Annotated in this window: 19 protein-coding genes and 1 pseudogene; 7 read left to right on the top strand and 13 right to left on the bottom strand. The window is 40.5% G+C overall.

All coding sequences use genetic code 11. The features are described 5' to 3' along the window. Window positions 1-14: 14 nt before the first annotated feature. The 6 genes from PBAT_RS10490 to PBAT_RS10515 form a co-directional block, all read right to left on the bottom strand. A complete protein-coding gene (locus tag PBAT_RS10490) occupies window positions 15-722 on the bottom strand; it encodes a hypothetical protein (protein ID WP_149466368.1) in 708 nt (235 codons plus the stop codon). 67 nt (window positions 723-789) lie between these two features. Further along, window positions 790-1,467, bottom strand: coding sequence for a hypothetical protein (locus PBAT_RS10495; protein ID WP_068649282.1), 678 nt, complete (start codon window positions 1,465-1,467; stop codon window positions 790-792). A 160-nt stretch (window positions 1,468-1,627) separates the two neighbouring features. Further along, a complete protein-coding gene (locus tag PBAT_RS10500) occupies window positions 1,628-1,945 on the bottom strand; it encodes a winged helix-turn-helix transcriptional regulator (protein ID WP_068649284.1) in 318 nt (105 codons plus the stop codon). Between the two features lie 269 nt (window positions 1,946-2,214). After that, window positions 2,215-3,183, bottom strand: coding sequence for a sugar phosphate isomerase/epimerase family protein (locus PBAT_RS10505; RefSeq protein WP_068589749.1), 969 nt, complete (start codon window positions 3,181-3,183; stop codon window positions 2,215-2,217). A 48-nt stretch (window positions 3,184-3,231) separates the two neighbouring features. Continuing rightward, a complete protein-coding gene (locus PBAT_RS10510; protein WP_068649286.1) occupies window positions 3,232-4,314 on the bottom strand; it encodes a Gfo/Idh/MocA family protein in 1,083 nt (360 codons plus the stop codon). Further along, window positions 4,307-5,077, bottom strand: a complete 771-nt coding sequence (locus tag PBAT_RS10515; RefSeq protein ID WP_068649289.1) for a sugar phosphate isomerase/epimerase family protein — start codon at window positions 5,075-5,077, stop codon at window positions 4,307-4,309. The genes PBAT_RS10510 and PBAT_RS10515 overlap by 8 nt, the downstream gene beginning before the upstream one ends. 260 nt (window positions 5,078-5,337) lie before the next feature. Here PBAT_RS10515 and PBAT_RS10520 point away from each other — a divergent pair, with 260 nt between their 5' ends. Then, on the top strand, window positions 5,338-6,165 hold the full coding sequence (locus PBAT_RS10520) for an AraC family transcriptional regulator (RefSeq protein ID WP_068649291.1): 828 nt from the start codon (window positions 5,338-5,340) through the stop codon (window positions 6,163-6,165). 139 nt (window positions 6,166-6,304) lie between these two features. On the opposite strand, the gene PBAT_RS10525 is transcribed toward PBAT_RS10520, so the two are convergent. Further along, window positions 6,305-6,622: a hypothetical protein gene (locus tag PBAT_RS10525; protein ID WP_068649294.1), complete on the bottom strand. Its 318-nt coding sequence runs from the start codon at window positions 6,620-6,622 to the stop codon at window positions 6,305-6,307. A gap of 152 nt (window positions 6,623-6,774) precedes the next feature. Between PBAT_RS10525 and PBAT_RS10530 the strand changes: the two genes are divergently transcribed. Together PBAT_RS10530 and msrB are read left to right on the top strand one after the other, a co-directional pair. Continuing rightward, entirely contained in the window at window positions 6,775-7,389 is a 615-nt protein-coding gene (locus PBAT_RS10530) for a TVP38/TMEM64 family protein (RefSeq protein WP_068649296.1), read from the top strand. A gap of 100 nt (window positions 7,390-7,489) precedes the next feature. Then, the gene (msrB, locus tag PBAT_RS10535) at window positions 7,490-8,458 is read left to right on the top strand and encodes a peptide-methionine (R)-S-oxide reductase MsrB (protein ID WP_068649297.1); all 969 of its coding nucleotides are present in this window, start codon (window positions 7,490-7,492) and stop codon (window positions 8,456-8,458) included. 99 nt (window positions 8,459-8,557) lie between these two features. Here the strand turns inward: msrB and PBAT_RS10540 are convergent, their stop codons facing one another. After that, window positions 8,558-8,857: a hypothetical protein gene (locus tag PBAT_RS10540; RefSeq protein ID WP_068649299.1), complete on the bottom strand. Its 300-nt coding sequence runs from the start codon at window positions 8,855-8,857 to the stop codon at window positions 8,558-8,560. Window positions 8,858-9,034: 177 nt separating this feature from the next. Next, the gene (locus PBAT_RS10545; RefSeq protein ID WP_068649301.1) at window positions 9,035-9,730 is read right to left on the bottom strand and encodes a YitT family protein; all 696 of its coding nucleotides are present in this window, start codon (window positions 9,728-9,730) and stop codon (window positions 9,035-9,037) included. A gap of 517 nt (window positions 9,731-10,247) precedes the next feature. Here PBAT_RS10545 and hmpA point away from each other — a divergent pair. Then, window positions 10,248-11,453, top strand: a complete 1,206-nt coding sequence (hmpA, locus tag PBAT_RS10550; RefSeq protein ID WP_068649303.1) for an NO-inducible flavohemoprotein — start codon at window positions 10,248-10,250, stop codon at window positions 11,451-11,453. Between the two features lie 100 nt (window positions 11,454-11,553). On the opposite strand, the gene PBAT_RS10555 is transcribed toward hmpA, so the two are convergent. Beyond that, window positions 11,554-12,051 carry a Crp/Fnr family transcriptional regulator gene (locus PBAT_RS10555; protein WP_068649305.1) on the bottom strand — a complete coding sequence of 166 codons (498 nt, stop codon included), beginning with the start codon at window positions 12,049-12,051 and terminating at the stop codon, window positions 11,554-11,556. A 283-nt stretch (window positions 12,052-12,334) separates the two neighbouring features. Next, complete coding sequence (locus tag PBAT_RS10560) at window positions 12,335-13,654, bottom strand: NtaA/DmoA family FMN-dependent monooxygenase (protein WP_068649307.1); 1,320 nt, start codon at window positions 13,652-13,654, stop codon at window positions 12,335-12,337. A gap of 311 nt (window positions 13,655-13,965) precedes the next feature. On the opposite strand from PBAT_RS10560, the gene PBAT_RS10565 reads away from it, so the two are divergent. The 3 genes from PBAT_RS10565 to PBAT_RS10575 are packed head-to-tail and all read left to right on the top strand — an operon-like array spanning window position 13,966 to window position 16,101. Continuing rightward, window positions 13,966-14,334, top strand: coding sequence for a YhjD family protein (locus tag PBAT_RS10565; protein WP_068649309.1), 369 nt, complete (start codon window positions 13,966-13,968; stop codon window positions 14,332-14,334). A 1-nt stretch (window position 14,335) separates the two neighbouring features. Next, window positions 14,336-15,604: a DNA polymerase IV gene (locus PBAT_RS10570; RefSeq protein WP_068649311.1), complete on the top strand. Its 1,269-nt coding sequence runs from the start codon at window positions 14,336-14,338 to the stop codon at window positions 15,602-15,604. Next, complete coding sequence (locus tag PBAT_RS10575) at window positions 15,601-16,101, top strand: YhjD family protein (RefSeq protein ID WP_068649313.1); 501 nt, start codon at window positions 15,601-15,603, stop codon at window positions 16,099-16,101. The genes PBAT_RS10570 and PBAT_RS10575 overlap by 4 nt, the downstream gene beginning before the upstream one ends. A gap of 18 nt (window positions 16,102-16,119) precedes the next feature. On the opposite strand, the gene PBAT_RS25950 is transcribed toward PBAT_RS10575, so the two are convergent. After that, window positions 16,120-17,082, bottom strand: a complete 963-nt coding sequence (locus PBAT_RS25950) for a HAMP domain-containing sensor histidine kinase (protein WP_420848760.1) — start codon at window positions 17,080-17,082, stop codon at window positions 16,120-16,122. 117 nt (window positions 17,083-17,199) lie between these two features. Continuing rightward, window positions 17,200-17,897: pseudogene (locus PBAT_RS10585) on the bottom strand (response regulator). Window positions 17,898-18,079: the final 182 nt, after the last annotated feature.

Raw genomic sequence — 18,079 nt, forward strand, 5'->3', positions numbered from 1 at the left:
ATTGTATATTTAATCTATGAATTATTCAACTCAATGGTGACTTCATCCTGCGGCTTAAGTTTCATATCCATTCCATTTGCATTTAGCAGCTTATTATTAACTTTAAGTATCCACTTCTCATTCATTTTGGGACTATATTCTTGTACCTTTTTGATCGTTTTACTATTATCACTTAATACGACAATTCCACTTTGTTTCAACAGATCTCTAATGACCACTTCATGTGTATATGGACTTACATACGAATGCGTAAGTTCCGGTTGTAACCTACCTCCATTCACGCTCACAATGACGATTTCTACATCCTTTGCATGGTCTGAAGATAGGATATATATCGAAATAACATCATTATTGTTCACTTTGGCGTCCCAGTCCTCACTGTCTATACGATCTCCATTGATACTAATCGCCCAGTGTAGGTTGGAGTCCAATGTAACCCCCTGAATAGAGTGAATATTCGTTCCTTGTTGTGTAAGTTCTATTAGTCCACTATTAACTAACGATTCCCTAATAGACAAGTTAGGAAGGATGCTACTTTCTAATCTTTGAACTTCACTCTTTGACAACAAATTACCCATTACTACTATTGAGATACCTGTCGAATCATTTGTAGATTTAACATCCGAATTAAGCTCTGATGGCATCTTATTGGAACCACAACCAGCAATTAGAATCGCCATGAATATAAACAGTATTCCTACGCATGATTTTGTTATTCTCATCTGTTCACCTTCCACAATAGATCTCTATATCTATTATACCTTGGAAAGCAGATGAGTGAAAACGCAATCAATTTATCAATGCTTCCATGAATGTTCTGTACCCATTACTATTTTTGATATACGGACCAATTCTCTGGAAATTTGCTTGCTTAACATATACACCCGTCATCCATGTACCTTTCAACGGAATTCCTTCAGATTGGATCATTAAAGAGGGTGCTGGAATGAATTCTTGATAGATCGGAAGCGTCGTTTTGTGTTTTTTATAGGGTTTACCGAGTTCGATAAGAGGAGTAACGCTAGTATAAGTAGGTACGAAGTACGAAGAGATTGTCTCTAATTCTTCTTTATTATAAAAGGCTTCTTGCCCCAAAAAGGGGTGAAGTAGAATAATCTTTTCAAATTGAGACCATATCATGATTTGTAGAATCATGCTTTGTAACTGGGAATCTGGTAGATATACTTGTTCAACATTATGCTCTACGTCTGTTTGGTATTCATAACCGATACACTTCCAGCCTTTTGGGCCTTGAATCCATTTTTGAAAAACACCTTGATCCGTTATCATTTGAGAACGAGTAGAATTGTGCGAATCTGGATCATTACATACCAACTGAGGTAAATAACGACGGAGCATAGCTAACGCTTTATCATAGACATATTGAACTTTAATCGAAGCATTCTCAAGTTCAGCAATATCTTCTTTACCATATACAACTTCATTGGCGGGCACTAGTTCTCGCAATTCATTCCCTCCTTCACAACGATTAAATCATTTTTTTCCAATTATACTACAACTTCCCCAATATAGTGCATGGCCTTAGACATATAACAATAAAAACCCCTCATTTCAATAATGAAAAGGGGGTTAGCAACGGAGTAGACTGCCATAATCTATCTTAAGTTTAGTCTACCCACTTCTCGGCCCAGAATTGTATCTGTTCCATGACGGAGCGCAGTCCTTTGCCTTTTTCAGTTAATTCATACTCAATTCGTACTGGAGTCTCGGGATAAACATGGCGAACAACAATTCCTTCTAATTCTAGATCCTTCATCCGTTCTGACAACATTTTATCGCTCATGGAAGGGATTAGACTAGAGATATCTTTAAATCGCTTCGGGCCACTCATCAAGGTCTGAATAATTAACCCATTCCAACGTTTACCCAAAAAAGAAAAAGCTGATTCAAATCGTGGACACAAATTCATTTCATCAATTCCCATGAAACAATCACCTCTTTATTGAAAAACCTACTGACTTCAAGTCAAATGAATTACACTATGGAAAAGCTTTCGATTAGTTAGTATATTTCATTTTACCACATTTCTCACTACTTTAAAACATTCAACAAAAAAACTATAGCACAACTGACCACATTTAAATTTAACTTTTATCACACCCAACAGTAACTATATAACCTCATTTCACAAAAATAGACAGTTACCTATTCGGCAACTGTCATCCTTCTTTACTCTTAGCTTAAACGATCCTTCTAAACCCACCACATATCGCCAAGTGGCTCTTCAATAAGAACTTGTTGAAGGTTCTGAACAGCCTTAGAGAAGCCTTCTTCAACAGACATCAAGCCATCTTCGTGTTCAATACTTACAACATAATCATAGCCTACTAAACGAAGTGCACTCATAATATCCGCCCATGTCTTGATGTCATGTCCATAACCTACACTACGGAACTGCCATGCACGGTCCAACATTTTCTCATAGGATTGCATATCGGTAAGACCATGTTTATTTACATTAATTGGATCAATCACGGTATCCTTAGCATGGAAATGATGGATCGCTCCTTCACGCCCTAGAATGTGTATAGCCTGCACAGGATCAATGCCCTGCCACCACATATGACTTGGATCTAGGTTAGCACCAATCGTCTCACCCGCTGCTTCACGTAGACGAAGTAATGTAGCTGGTGTATGGACAGAGAAACCTCCATGAAGTTCAAGGCCGATCTTGATGTGATGATCTTTCGCAAACTTCGCTTGTTCGGTCCAGTAAGGAATAACCTTGTTCTCCCATTGCCATTTCAATATTTCTTGGAAATCATTCGGCCAAGGAGCAACGGGCCAGTTCGGATATTTAGCGTCTTCATGGTCACCGGGACATCCAGAGAATGTATTTACTACCGGTACCTCAAGCTTCTCAGCAAGTAGAACTGAATTCACGAAATCATCATGATCCGCTTTAGCCAAATGCTTCTGTGGATGAAGTGGGTTACCATGACAGCTAAGTGCACTGATTGTAAGTCCACGTGATTCTACTGCTTTTTTGAAATTCTTAAGTTCTTTCTCATTGTTCAGAAGATCCGTTGGTGTACAGTGTGCTTTACCTGGATTTCCTCCACTTCCGATCTCAACAGCCTTCAGACCTTTAGAAGCTACATAATCTAACGCATCCTCAAGCTTACGACCGCCAAATAACACCATAAATACGCCTAATTTCATCGTTACTCCTCCTTATTTTCACATACAAATTATTCAAACATCATTCGTTTATTCGAAATAAACCGCTTTACCTGTCTTAGCAGATTCATAGATAGCTTCTAGAATTTGAGTTACTACCAATGCTTGTTCTGGTTTAACGACAGGTTCTGTATCTTCAATCACAGCTTGCAACCACAATCTTGCTTCACGATCTGAATCAGATTCCGTTTCTCCAGAGTAGAATGCAACGCCCCCTGCACCCAAGTCAACTTTAGTCTCATACAATCGACTCATCTTCTCACCATTAATGCGCAGACCATCTTTCATATCTGCTCCGGCTTCAGTTCCTGCAAGTATGGTCTGTGCTTCGTTGAAATCAAGTACATTCAGAGCCCAGCTAGCTTCAAGAATAATGGTAGCTCCGTTCTCCATCGTAATGAAACCAAAAGCAGAATCTTCTACTTTGAATTCTTCTGGATTCCAAGGACCGAATGCGTTCGCTGCATTCTCACGATGTCCAAGCTTATGGAACGTTGAACCCATAACACTCTTCGGTTTGTAATTATCCATCAGCCATAATGTTAAATCAAGTGCATGGGTACCGATATCAATAAGAGGTCCTCCGCCTTGCTTCTCTTCATCTAAGAATACGCCCCAAGTTGGAACAGCACGACGACGAGTTGCCAAGGCTTTACCATAATAAACATCACCTAGGTCACCATTCTCGCACATTTCTTTTAAGTATTGACTGTCGTCACGGAATCTATTTTGATATCCGATCGTCAGCTTTTTACCTGTACGTTTCGCAGCTTCAAGCATTTCTCTTGCTTCCGCCGTTGTTTTAGCCATTGGTTTCTCACACATTACGTGTTTGCCTGCTTCAAGTGAAGCAACAGTGATCACAGAGTGCGAATCATTAGGAGTACATACGTGAATAACATCGATCGTTCCATCTTTAAGCAATTCACGGAAATCAGTATATACTTTGGCTCCTTCAACGCCATATTTCACAGCTGCTTCTTCTGCACGTTCTTGAACGATGTCACAAAAAGCCACCATTTCTCCATTGGATTGTTTCGCAAGGCTCGGCATATGTTTCCCAGTAGCAATACCACCACAACCAATAATTCCAATTCTTAGTGTTTTAGACATTTATAAGTCCTCCATTTTTTGCGTAATTTTTTATCCATTCCATACTCGTAGCAATACTTTCAAGAGGTGGATTCTGACAAACATCTTGTTCTACCACAATCCATTCCACGCCTACTTCATCCGCAGCTTCAGCAATTGCTGCTAGATTCACTTCTCCTTGACCAAATGAAACCGTCTGTGGTGATCCATCTTCTAATTTCTTCACATCTTTCCAGTGAACGATGGGTAAACGACCTGCATAGTTATGAATGTATTCAACTGGGTTATACCCAGCAAAGTATACCCAACACGTATCCATTTCAACTTCAAGTAATGAAGCAGGTACTTGTTCATACATCGCATCAAACACAGTCTTACCGTTACCATAAGATTCAGTTAACTCGAAATCATGATTATGGTACAGGAGCACCATATCCTGTTCCTTACATTTCTCACCAAGTACCTTAAGGTTAGCAAACACTTCATCCCATTTACGTTGTTCTTCCGACAAATAAGGCACGATAATATATTTATTACCAATTTCTTTATTATAAGCAATAATCGAATCTAAGTCTTCTAACAAACTCGCATATTGCGTATGTGTTCCAATAGCCACGAGACCATTCTCATCAAGTAACTTTTTCACTTCAACACTACTATGTCCAAAGAAATCATGAAATTCCACACCTTTGTACCCTAGTCCTGCAACCGTTTTCAATGTTCCTTCGAAGTCATGCTCCATTTGCTCGCGAACTGTATACAATTGTAATCCTAATTGCAACATTGACTGTTTCCTCCTTCAATTTCCCACGATATGTAATTCCCTTAGAATCAGATTAGGTGAAGCAATATCAATCTGTATAGATTTAACTAAAATTTGTTCTCCCCAAGTTCAATTATTTGTAAGAAAACTATGAATATGAGGTCTCTTCTTTAGTTCAATCTATCTAGTTACATGGTATTCCAAATTTATTTATATTAAAATGAATAATATGATCCAAACATGAACAATCTGGTCATAATTTTTAAAAAGGAGCCTGAAAGATGATCAATGTAGACTCGTGTCAAGTATATGTGGCCGGCTTCTCCTTCCATAAAAAACCTTTCTACACTTCACAACTAGACGTAAATGGTATAAACACCTATCTCATGCGCTTCCAAACCGATGGACGCTGTCGCGCTAGATACGATGGTCAGTTAGGTCTGATTGAGTCAGGAGACTTACTGCTGTATTCTCCCTCTGAGCCCTATGAATTAAAAATAGATAAAGAAATCAATTCACTCGGCGAATTAACAATTGAAAGTGGGGATTACCATATTTTTTTCGGGGGGCCCTGGATAGACAAATGGTGGAATGCTCAAGCTCGACCTACTCGTATGAAATTACCTCTTAACGAAGGTTTCTTGATTCTTTTTCGACAGATCGCACTTGAGCAACGCCGAATGGAGAATCCATACCCCGAGATTTCAGGATATTATATGAAGATTCTGTGCCTAGAACTAGATCGTCAGCTCAAAGAACAACCAACAACGACGCACAAAAGTTATTTAGCCTATCAAATTAAACATTACATTGAAGAGAATGCCTCGCATATGTTCAAATTAGATGATGTAGCAAGCCACGTTGGCATCAGCGTTTCCCGTGCTGTTCATCTATTCAAGGAAACATTCGATACTAGCATTATGCAATACACGATTGACGTGAAGTTAGATATGGCACGAGAACGCATTATATTCAGCCCTATGTCACTTGAGAATGTAGCAGAAACTTCAGGATTCGCCAATTACACATACTTCTATCGTGTCTTCAGAGCACGTTTTGGCATGTCTCCGAAGCAATTCCGCATCGCTAATCGTGAACAACTGAAGTAGTGAGTAATCGATTGATGTGTTCACCAATAAACAAGTGGCGCTCCGAAGCATAACTTCAGGAACGCCACTTGTTTTCAACTTCTTGTTATACATCTTCTATGTGATCTGAGACCGATTAATAATACGAAATATAATAACATCAAGCCCTGCGACTTATTGCTTCCGTAACAACACAAGCAAGATCATCATTTCCGAAAAGCGAGAGCACACCTAGCAGTGTCTCATCCGGAATATCTCCTGCTTCTTCTTTGGATACTGTGAGCCCCAGAACGTGTATCAATCGTTCATTGTTAGTTTGATGAGGATAAGCTTCTCTATACAACGCTTCAGGATCTAGGTTGTGGTTAATACACCACTGAGCAAAGACCAGAATCATCATATCCTCGTCTTGTCGATAACTTTGTATAACCTGTTCTTCGACGGATAGTTCCTTGTATTTATCGTAATCTTCGTCCATTTGTCTCAACCTTTCTACAACAAAATAAATCATTATGCTTTTCTATATTATAGCAAACCATTGTAATTAAGAAGATTTTAAAGTTGGCTATCATTTTATTCCACTAAATTTGGTATGATACACTTTGAAACCTTTTCAAGAGAGGACTTCTTATGAAGAAGCTACTGTTACCGCTTGTCTATGTACTCCTATTGGGAGTAGCATTTATGTACAAAGACACCATTTGGGACTGGGTAAACAATAATGACTCACCGACCTTTTTGATTCTCATGGCGACTTTGTTAGCCCTTTTTCCCATCATTCCATATAAAGTAGTCATCGCCGCTTTGGGATATGCTTATGGCACCGTGTGGGCTACTCTAATCGCCTGGTTAGGAACCACACTTGCCGCAGTACTTGTGTATGCCATCGTGAGATACGCATTTCGCGAACAAGGACGACGTTATCTGAGCCAAAGACGTTCTATTCAATCCTTCACTAGTATGATGGAGTCTCACCCTTTTATGGCTATTATCGTCGCACGTCTATTACCTATCGTCCCACAGATGGTTGTGAATGTATTTGCGGGTGTTGCATCTATTTCCTTCTGGACATTTACTCTCGCCACCATCCTTGGCAAAATTCCAGCCATACTACTTTACGCCTATTTGGGCGGCAATCTAGTTGCAAGACCTTATGTATCCGCAGCCCTTATATTGGGATACCTGCTCCTTGTTTGTATCGTACTCCTTGTATATAGACAGAGGAACAAGTCTAAAATCAGCTGAACAAAAGGCCCCACTATCCACTTTCTTGGTTTTTGGAAACCAAATGATTTATAATAGAAGTGACCTATATCATTTATAGTCAAAGAAACGGAGTGATAACATGAGCAATTCTCAATCAACTATACATGAAAAGGCTACTTTTGCAGGTGGATGTTTCTGGTGCATGGTAAGCCCGTTCGAGGAACTTCCAGGCATCATTAAAGTCGTCTCTGGATATACAGGTGGACACACAGAGAATCCTACATATGAAGAAGTATGTACGCATACAACTGGACATGTAGAAGCCGTTGAAATAACTTACAATCCTAGCGTTTTCCCATATGACAAATTACTTGAATTGTTCTGGCAACAGATCGACCCTACTGATGCAGGTGGACAATTCCATGATAGAGGTAGCTCCTATGCAACTGCCATCTTCTATCATACCGAGGAACAACGTATACAGGCTGAACAATCTAAATCGGCATTAGGACAGAGTCAACGTTTCGATAAACCGATAGTAACGCCAATCCTGCCTGCTAGTCCTTTCTATGAGGCGGAAGGTTATCACCAAGGTTACCACAAGAAGAATCCAGGTCATTATAAACGTTATCGCAAAGGTTCAGGACGTGAAGATTACCTCGAAAGCGTGTGGTCAACACCCGTGAATAAAGATGAGCTTAAACAGCGTTTAACTCCTATCCAATATCAAGTTACACAACAAAACGGTACAGAACCTGCGTTCAGCAATGAGTTCTGGGACCATCATGGAGAAGGAATTTACGTCGACATTGTCTCTGGTGAAGCTCTGTTCAGCTCACTTGATAAGTTCGATTCGGGTTGCGGTTGGCCAAGTTTCACACGCCCTCTTCGTGAGTATACGGTTCGAGAATTGGTCGATTCCAGCCACTTTATGGTTCGTACAGAGGTTCGTAGTAAAGAGGGAGATTCTCACCTAGGACATGTATTCAATGATGGACCAGGACCGAACGGTCTTCGTTATTGTATTAACTCTGCAGCGCTTCGCTTTATCCCCATCGAGGAGCTAGAAGAAGAAGGATATCCTGAGTATCGTTCGTTGTTTAAATAATATGTCGTAAACATGCAAGAGGCAGCTTCTCATATCATAAGAGAAGCTGCCTTTTTGATATATTCAGAAAAGTATACAATGCCATTTATGAGAAATTCATTACATGAGTAATACGATAACCAATAATTCAAATAAGACGAGTGGCAGAATCACATTGTTATAATAAGGATTGTAAGCTCGTGACATTGAAGGAGCTGCTGGAACACTTAGGAATAACATGCCCCCTTCAACATTCATGAGTACTCCCTCATAGGTACAACCATTGATCGTTTGTACACGAATCTTTCGATGTACACATCCCTTGATCTGTTGATGAATATGTTCTCTAACTTGTCGGAATTGTTGCGTCATATTAGGATCGGCCTGAAAAAGAATATGCTGAGCCGGAGCATTCTCCATCGTTCTTACCTCCATTTATTGAGCATTCATATAGCACAGCATATGCACATGCCCATTCATCCGTTCTTAGACAGCAAAAACCACTAAGTTTCAACAACTTAGTGGTTTTCATGGATTGGACACGACCGCCCTTGGAATACTTATATTATGAAAAAGGCCTTCCATCGTACCACATCATTAATGTGCACTTTGCATAACCTGTACAGTCTTCGACTTAACGGGTTGAGGTGAAATCCCTTTAGGTAATACGGGGTTCGTTGCAGTCTTCTTAGCACCATAACTGACAGTCAACGTAATCATTTGCCCAGCAATACTAACAGCCAGAATCGTATACAACGTCTCTCTTAACGGCATATAGAATAGGCAAAGCAATAGAACAATACCATCAAACAGGAAGAACACTGTACCAAGCTTTATCCCAGTCCAACGACTGACAAGAAGCGACAGTATGTCATCCCCACCACTTGCACCACCAACGCGTAGTACAATACCAGTAGCAAATCCCGTCAGTATTCCTGACAAGAGTGCGGCGATGAATAAATTATGCTGTAGATCGATAACGATAACAGAATAGCGCTCTAATAACGCATAAAAAATCGAAAAGGATGTTGTTGCGATCATCGTACTCACAAGGAACTTACGTCCCTTTAGAAACAGCGCAATCGCCATTACAGGAATATCCAATGCCAGTATGCTCAATGCTGGCGGCAAACCTAGTACGTACTTCCCTAGTAGGGCAAGGCCGACAAATCCACCTTCTGTTAAATGATTCTGAAAATTAATGTGATAATACGTAAAAGCTAATAAAAATGTTCCAAATAATAGTACAGCGATATGTTGTAACGTAGAAATCAGTTGTTCTCTTTTCCTCATACAAGTTCCCTCTTTATCGTAGTTTGTTTGTCATTAATGAGACAACCTTCTACGTGGAGAAAACTTATATGACACGGTCCTTCGCATACTTAGTTTCCTTCTTTCGCAGAGGTTGTCATGAATTATCCGACGGTTCTCTACGAGAGACGCTAAGTGTATGAGTGATCATAACGTTTCCAGATCGTCCTTTGGGGAATGTTCCTTCGGGGACACATGGTATCCTGATCCTTTCTCTTTAGGGATGTGTTCTATTTTTATTATATCACCATCCAGAGCGTTTCTGAACCTCTAATTTCAAAACCAAGATATCCCTTCGTTTAACAGAGCACTTTGTATCCAATCTCTTCCCCTTGTGCAGGATAATAAAGTAGATCGTGAGTAATATCATTGCAATATTCATTTCGTTCACATTTTATCAACTTTTATTGTGACGAAAAACACACTCTAGCTTTCATGTCTCTTATATGCTTTATGAGAAGCAAATATAATATTAGAATGTAAGAAAGAGGTCATGTATATGTTAAACCAACATACTATTGAGATTATTAAATCAACCGTCCCTGTATTGCAAGTTCATGGGCAGACTATCACCACCGCTTTCTACAAAATGTTGTTTGAGAACCATCCGGAACTTTTGAATATATTCAATCATGCTAACCAGCGTGAAGGTAAACAACAAGCCGCTCTTGCTAATGCTGTGCTTGCTGCGGCTGCAAATATTGATAAATTAGAGAACATTCTACCTGTAGTTAAACAGATCTCCGAGAAACACCGTGCACTCGGCGTATTACCTGAACATTATCCAATTGTTGGCGAAACACTATTAGCTGCTATTTCTCAGGTACTTGGCGATGCTGCCACTCCTGAAATAATAGATGCTTGGGCTCAAGCCTATGGCGTCATCGCTGATGCTTTTATCGGTATTGAAACAGATATGTATCATAACGTAGCTGATGCGCCAGGCGGCTGGAGTGGATTCAGAAACTTTGTCGTAAGCCAGAAAATAAAAGAGAGTGAACTTATCACCTCCTTCTACCTTTCTCCTCAAGACGGAGGCGCAATATCCGCTTATTTGCCAGGACAATATATTACCTTACGCGTTCAGCCAGAAGGTGAAGAATACACTCACATTCGTCACTACAGTTTATCTGCCGCAGCAGGACAACCCTATTATCGTATCACTGTCAAGCGAGAAGACGGAGCCGCGAATAAACCAGCAGGCATTGTATCCACATACCTACATGAAGCCGTTGATGTTGGTACTGTAGTAGAAGTGAGCGCCCCAGCTGGAGACTTCACTCTAGATCAAAGTACAGACATTCCAGTAGTTCTTATCAGTGGGGGTGTTGGATTAACTCCAATGGTGAGCATGTTGGAGACATTAGCTACAGAACAGCCCGGGCGTGAAGTAACGTATATTCATGCTGCCATCAACGGAAGACTACATGCAATGAAGGGATTAATTGAGGAACTAAGTCAATCTCTTCCTCATCTGACATCCTATGTGTGCTATGAATCTCCTGAGGCAGAGGACACTTCACATAAATCGGGTTACATTGATCTACCATGGCTTCAGGAAGTTGCAAATCCAAACTCTGATTTCTATTTCTGTGGTCCTACCCCTTTTATGAAGACTATATTTAAAGCACTACAGGAGTGGCCAATACCGCAGGAAAGAATCCATTTTGAATTCTTCGGTCCAGCCGGTAGCTTAGAAGAATAATAAAGAGTTAACTACAATTTCAGAATAGAATGTATTCATAAAAGGTCTGTTCCACCAGGTGTATACTACCTGAGGAACAGACCCTTATTTGAGTAGTTCATTATTTCAATCGCATCAAACGATTGATCGTCTCTCTTCGCACACCAATCAATTGACCGATCTCTTCTTGTGTCAGCAGTTCTGTTACATCTACTCCATGCGAGTAATCGTGTAGCCATTCGCTTAATAATTCTAGACGCTCAGCAGGGGTACCGACGGTCAGATGATCTACTCGTTGCTGCATAAATCGTAATTTCTCCTGGAGTAAAAGTGCAATTTCCATTGGTTTTGTAGGATCTTCCACGAGTTGGCTATACCATTCCTTTGCAGGTATCACTTCTACCTCACTTTGCATCAATGCAATAGCAGTACCATGTGCTTCCTTAGCCGTTATGAGCGAGTGATGTGGGACAGTCTCACCCGAATACAAAATGTTGAATAGCACCATATTCCCGTTCTCGTGTAGGCGAGTCACCTTAAAAAGCCCTCGCTTAATGTGATATAGATATTCACCACTATCTCCTTGTCGGAACAAAATCTCACCTTTATGTACAATCATCTGTACCCTCCATTATGTATAGACTTTTAATAAGCCGTTGTTATGCTCTGATTCTATTATATCTGAAATGATGGATCTCTTCCAAAAAATCCTCAACAGACCAAACTATAACAACAAAAATGGAGTATCCACTTTTGCAATTCAAATGATGTTATTGGAATTGTAGTAAGAATCAGTACCGTTTTTTTAGCTACATAGAACTAAGAAAGCATCTCCTCAGTATCTGGAGATGCTTTCTTAGTTCTAATGAAGCTAACGGAAATGGTCGAGTTTAGTTTATACTCTATAATCGGAGTCCATATTGATAGGACACTCCCATATGTTCACGTAAAGTAGTCCCTTCGTAATCTTTATGGAACAGGCCACGCTTTTGTAGAATCGGTATGACATAATCTACGAAATCGGAAACACCGTCAAAGCTGGCATCTGGCTGGATTGCAAAACCATCACAGGCTCCTGAAACATACCATTCCTCCATAAAATCGGCTACCTGCTCAGGAGTTCCCGCAATTACTGGGTGATAATTAATAACTCCATGTGCCAAAACATCGCGAATGGTCATACCTCGCATCACCAATTCTAATGCCCGTGGAGACCGAGGGTCCTGTGGGTTTGCCTTAGCATACTTCCGTAATTCTGGCGATAAAGGGCGATCTATATCGTCAAATGACAACGGCACACCGAGCATCGCCCCCAAATAACTCACTTTACCAGTCAAATCGGTATAGCCATCAAGCTGTTTTCGACGTTCGATTGCTTCATCTTCAGTTGACGCAATCGAAGGGATAAAACCTGGTAACACTTTTACTTCATCAGGGTTACGCCCAAATTTTACTGCGCTCTGACGCACCATTTCTCGGTAAGCTTTAGCCGAGGGAATATCGTAAGGACTAGCATACACGCCGGAAGCGTAAAGACCTGCAAGCTCTAGTCCCTCCTGCCCCCCACCTGCTTGGAAAATGACCGGCTGTCCCTGTTCAGATGGAGGAATCGGTAATGGACCATGAGAAGACAAGTATTTCCCACCTAAATTAATGGGTTTAATCTTATTCATATTAGCGTAAATACCCTTTTCCACGTCTAGTGTCATTGCGCCTTCTTCCCAACTGCCCCATAATGCTTGAACCAGCTGAATAAACTCGTGCGCCCTCTCGTATCTTTCCGTACGGCTCGCAACTTGACTACCAAAGTTTGCCGCAGCTGCTTGATTTGAAGTAGTTACTGCGTTCCATCCTGCACGGCCATGACTTATGACATCTAATGCTTTAAACTGCCGGGCTACGTTATAAGGATCATTAAATGTAGTGGACAAGGTTGCCACGAGTCCAATTCGCTCTGTCTCTCTTGCGATTACTGTTAATGCCAACATAGGATCCATGGGGCTTTGGGGTGGTCGATTAGTTAAGTCAACACCCAGTGCCGGTGTATCTGCCATAAATAACATTTGGATCTTTCCTCGTTCAGCAGTTTGTGCTAGTTTCACGTAGCTATCCATATTCGTATAAGCCGTCGGATCACCACCTGGCATTCTCCATGCACCCGAATCTATCCCAAACCCTGCACCTAACTGCATGGCTATTTGCATGTTTGTTCTGTTTCTCATTAGCTATGTCTCCAATCTACTATTGTTTTAGAACCAACAGTATCTATTGAGCTATTTAATTGTACGCAATCAAATTATGCGCTAACTATATCAAGTTCTCTAAGAAAAATCAAAGCCGATTTATTCCAATTCTAATGACGGTATATCCGATTCTGTAATTCGTATGCATTTGCGAATCGGTGGAGACAGAGCTATCCTATCTATCCTTCAAACGATGGACATCTTCCAAAAAATACACTTGCATAACGAACGTCCGTTCGGTGTATAATAAAACAAGAATATATGTTCCCATTATAATGGTGGTGTGAAATATGAGTATTAATCCAAGTATAGAAACAGCAGAGGATATTCAAATCATTAAGGACTACACCCTGCTCCCTATATTGTTAGATATGTTAGCACGGGATATGGATCATTTAACGATCTACAAAGATAAAATCATATACCATTATGTTATTTGTCAGCTGAGAGATGTTGAACAATCCATATATCCCATATTACAAAGCCTCAGGAACAGAATGAAGCAACGACATATTACTATTTTGAATACAGAAATGAATACACTCGGCATTGAGGTTGAATATAAAGTTCGTGGTTATATTCATCATTTCAATATGTTACGCGGTCTAATAAAGGCAGAATTATTCACTATGCTTATGAGCTTACGTGGGGGCGATTAATATGCGCGAGCAACGTGAACGGGTTATTTTTCTGGCGGATTGCCAAAGTTTCTACGCTAGTGTGGAGAAAGTAGAGCATCCTCAATACAAGGATAGACCTGTTGCTGTAGCTGGTGATCCCGCGCGTCGCTCAGGTATTATTCTAGCCGCCTGTCCTATAGCCAAGAGTTATGGAGTCACTACAGCAGAACGATTAGGTGAAGCACTGAACAAATGCCCTGATCTGGTCATCATGCGTCCCAGAATGCAACATTATATCGATGTTTCGCTTATGATCACACAAATTTACAAGGAGTATACCGACCTCGTAGAGATATTTTCCATAGATGAGCAATTCCTTGATGTCTCCGGAAGTCTACGTATGTTCGGAGATCCTACAACGATGGCCCAATCCATACAACAGAAAGTTCTTAAACAGACAGGCGTGAATGTACGGGTAGGTATTAGCTCCAATAAGATGCTTTCCAAGATCGCAACTGACATTTGGGCAAAAAAGAACGAAAGTGGCATATTCACCTTACCTAAATCAGACATCGAAACACTATTATGGCCACAACCCGTAAACAAAATGTTCGGCGTAGGATCTCGCATGACCTCACACTTCTTACGTCTAGGGATGCACACCATTGGTGATATTGCGAGAACGCCCTTGCCACGTTTGAAAGAACAATTTCGAGCGCGCTTCGGGAAACAAAGTAACATTCAAGCGGAGGTCATGTGGAGAACAGCTAACGGCTTAGATGACTCCCCTGTGACACCAGGTACTTTTAATACAGCACCAAAGTCCGTCGGTCATATGATCACATTGCATAAAGACTATATTGAAATGGATCACGTGAATACGATACTTCTAGAGCTCACAGAAGAGGTCTGCCGCGACTGTCGTCGCAAAGGTTATATGGGTTCCGTCATTTCAGTAAGTTGCATGTGTAGCCCTTACGAAGATCCTACAGGTTTCTCTCGACAGATGAAGATGCTCGATCCAACCAATAACACGAACGTCGTCTTTGAAGCCGCCAAAACACTCTTTTATCGTTACTGGGATACCCTTCCTGTGCGTCGAATTGGCCTAACACTTAGTAACTTTGCATCTGATCAGGAATATCAATTGACTTTATTTGAAGATCAGATCAAATTACGGTCTTTAGATAAAGTCACAGATAAGATAAAAGATCGATACGGCAGTGCGGCTATTATAAGAGCATCTTCACTAACTTCTTCGGGCCAGGCATTAGAAAGATCACAAAAAATCGGAGGTCATTATAAATGAGTAAAAAACTAGAGGGCAATGGATTGTGGGAATCCAGTCGTATGATGCTACCTCAACACAAAGAACAATCGTTAGCCTTGTCTATTCACAATGACACCTCTTCTAAGCCTCAAGAACCTCTAACAAGAAAGGAAATGGACATGATGCGCGAATACATCCTTCTTCCTGTCGCACTCCACATTGTTGAGAAAAAGATCCTCGAAGTAGAGATGTCACCTCAGATGCTTAAGTTACTCTACTCCACAGCCGCCAAAGTGCTTGCTAACCACATACGAGAGGATATGCAGAAATCCAAAAAGGTTCTTTTCGAAAGAAATATCCGCGTATTTGAAGACATCAAGAATGATTCCGAACTCACCTATCGCTATATTTGTCGGGGAGTTGAGAATCAATTTACGATGACTAAAGATTATATGCGAGCTGAGGTCAGCGTGAGGATTGGAAGATATGTGAGAAAACTTGCGATAGATATGAAAGAGACGGGCATAGATAGATGAGTTTAGTAACGTTACATCTTAGAGTGGGTGGATCTTTTTAATCTCCATATAAAACTTGTAATGACCCTCATCATGCTCCAACCAAATTCGTCCGCCATGCAGTTCGACAATATGTTTAGCAATCGAAAGTCCTAGTCCTGAACCAGTCGGTGTATTGTACTCGTATCGGAATGGCTCCGTCTTATAGAAACGCTCAAATAATTGATGCTCTTGTTCAAGAGAGATCGGTTTACCCACATTTTCAATGGATAAAATGACCTGCTCTTCCTGTACATGAGCGGTAAGATGAACCTTGATTTCCCCAGGACGAATAGAGAATTTCAGGGCATTCATTAATAGGTTATCAATCGCTCTGACCATTTTTTCAATATCCATGTGAACGAGTAAGGGCATAGGAGAGATATCTTGTAAAATGGTGATCTGCTGCTCATTGGCAACGGGTTCGAATTCGGAAATGATTTGCTTCACTAAATTATGGTAGTCGACTTCCTGAAAAGATAATCGGATATCACCATCAGTCAGCCTTGTGTATTCAAATAAGTCATCAATCAGTTTCTTTAGCTGTTGCGTTTTGTTATAGGCATTATTAATAAAGCGTGCTCGCTCGGCTTCATTCTGACATTTAGGTGTCTTTAGTAAATCTAGATAGCCGATAATACTAGTCAATGGTGTTCGTAAATCATGAGAAACGTAGGTGATGAGCTCCATTTTCGATTGTTCAATTTGGCGTTCTTTTTCCAATTGCTGCTGTAATTGTTCAGCCATATGATTGATATTGTGTGCAACACTTCCCAACTCATCCTGCCTAGACAAAGGAATACGATATTCCAGATCCCCTCCTGCGATCGACTGCAATCCGTCCGTGATGACCCGGAAGTATCGGAGGATAGGGATGGTTAGCAGAACAGAAAAAAGAAGAAAATGAACAATACCAAATAAAACACAAATGATGATATTTGAAAATAAATATCGGGGAAAAATCGGAGCAAAATTTCAGTAATGATAATGTTGGTAATCGTGGCGAGGAAAAGGCTAAGTATATATGCCCAGAGCATTTGAACACGAATGCTTCGTTTGCCATTCAATACAGACCAAATTTTATTTATCAATCTTATATCCCACTCCCCAAACGGTCTTAATATACTGAGGATCTCGCGGTTTGATTTCAATTTTCTCATGGATATTCCGAATATGTACCATCACAGTGTTTTCGGAGTAAAAAGCCGTTTGGTCCTTCCAGACCTTTTGATAAATATTATCAATATTGAATACTTGCCCACGATATGTGGCTAACAAGACTAGAATGGAAAATTCAATCGGAGTTAAAGATACCTCTGGCCATGGACAGTAATCGTATGCTGGTTCTTATTAATAATAAGATCATCAATAACAATTTCAGATGAGTCTGAGATATCGCTTGAGGTAATAAATTGCTGCCTTCTTAACTGAGCTTTCACCCTAGCGATTAACTCTAGTGGATTAAACGGTTTGGTTACATAATCATCCGCCCCTGTCGATAGCCCTGTGATTTTGTCCAGAGGTTCTTCTTTAGCTGAAAGCATAATAATCGGGATATCAGATTCCTCTCTGATCCGCAGACAGGCATTAATTCCATCCAAATTCGGCATCATCACATCCAGAATGATCAAATGGATCTTCTCATGTTGCAGGATCTCCAGAGCCTGCACACCGTCTTCAGCTTCCACAACGAGATAACCTTCATTACGTAAATATATATGAAGGACATCCCGAATTTCAGGATCATCATCCACAACTAAGATGTTCATTCGTATCATAGGCAGTATCCTCCACGTATTTTTTATAGCAGATAGCATGAGTTTAACGATCACAACGATAATAATGACTAGGGTACGGAGCAACAGCATCCTGATGCTATATTCATAAATTAGAGGACCCACTTCTTGTACATGATCTCCTAAATAACGTCCCTCTATGAAAAATAACAATGTCCATACCA

This window comes from Paenibacillus antarcticus (assembly GCF_001637225.1).
Lineage (GTDB): Bacteria > Bacillota > Bacilli > Paenibacillales > Paenibacillaceae > Paenibacillus_AQ > Paenibacillus_AQ antarcticus.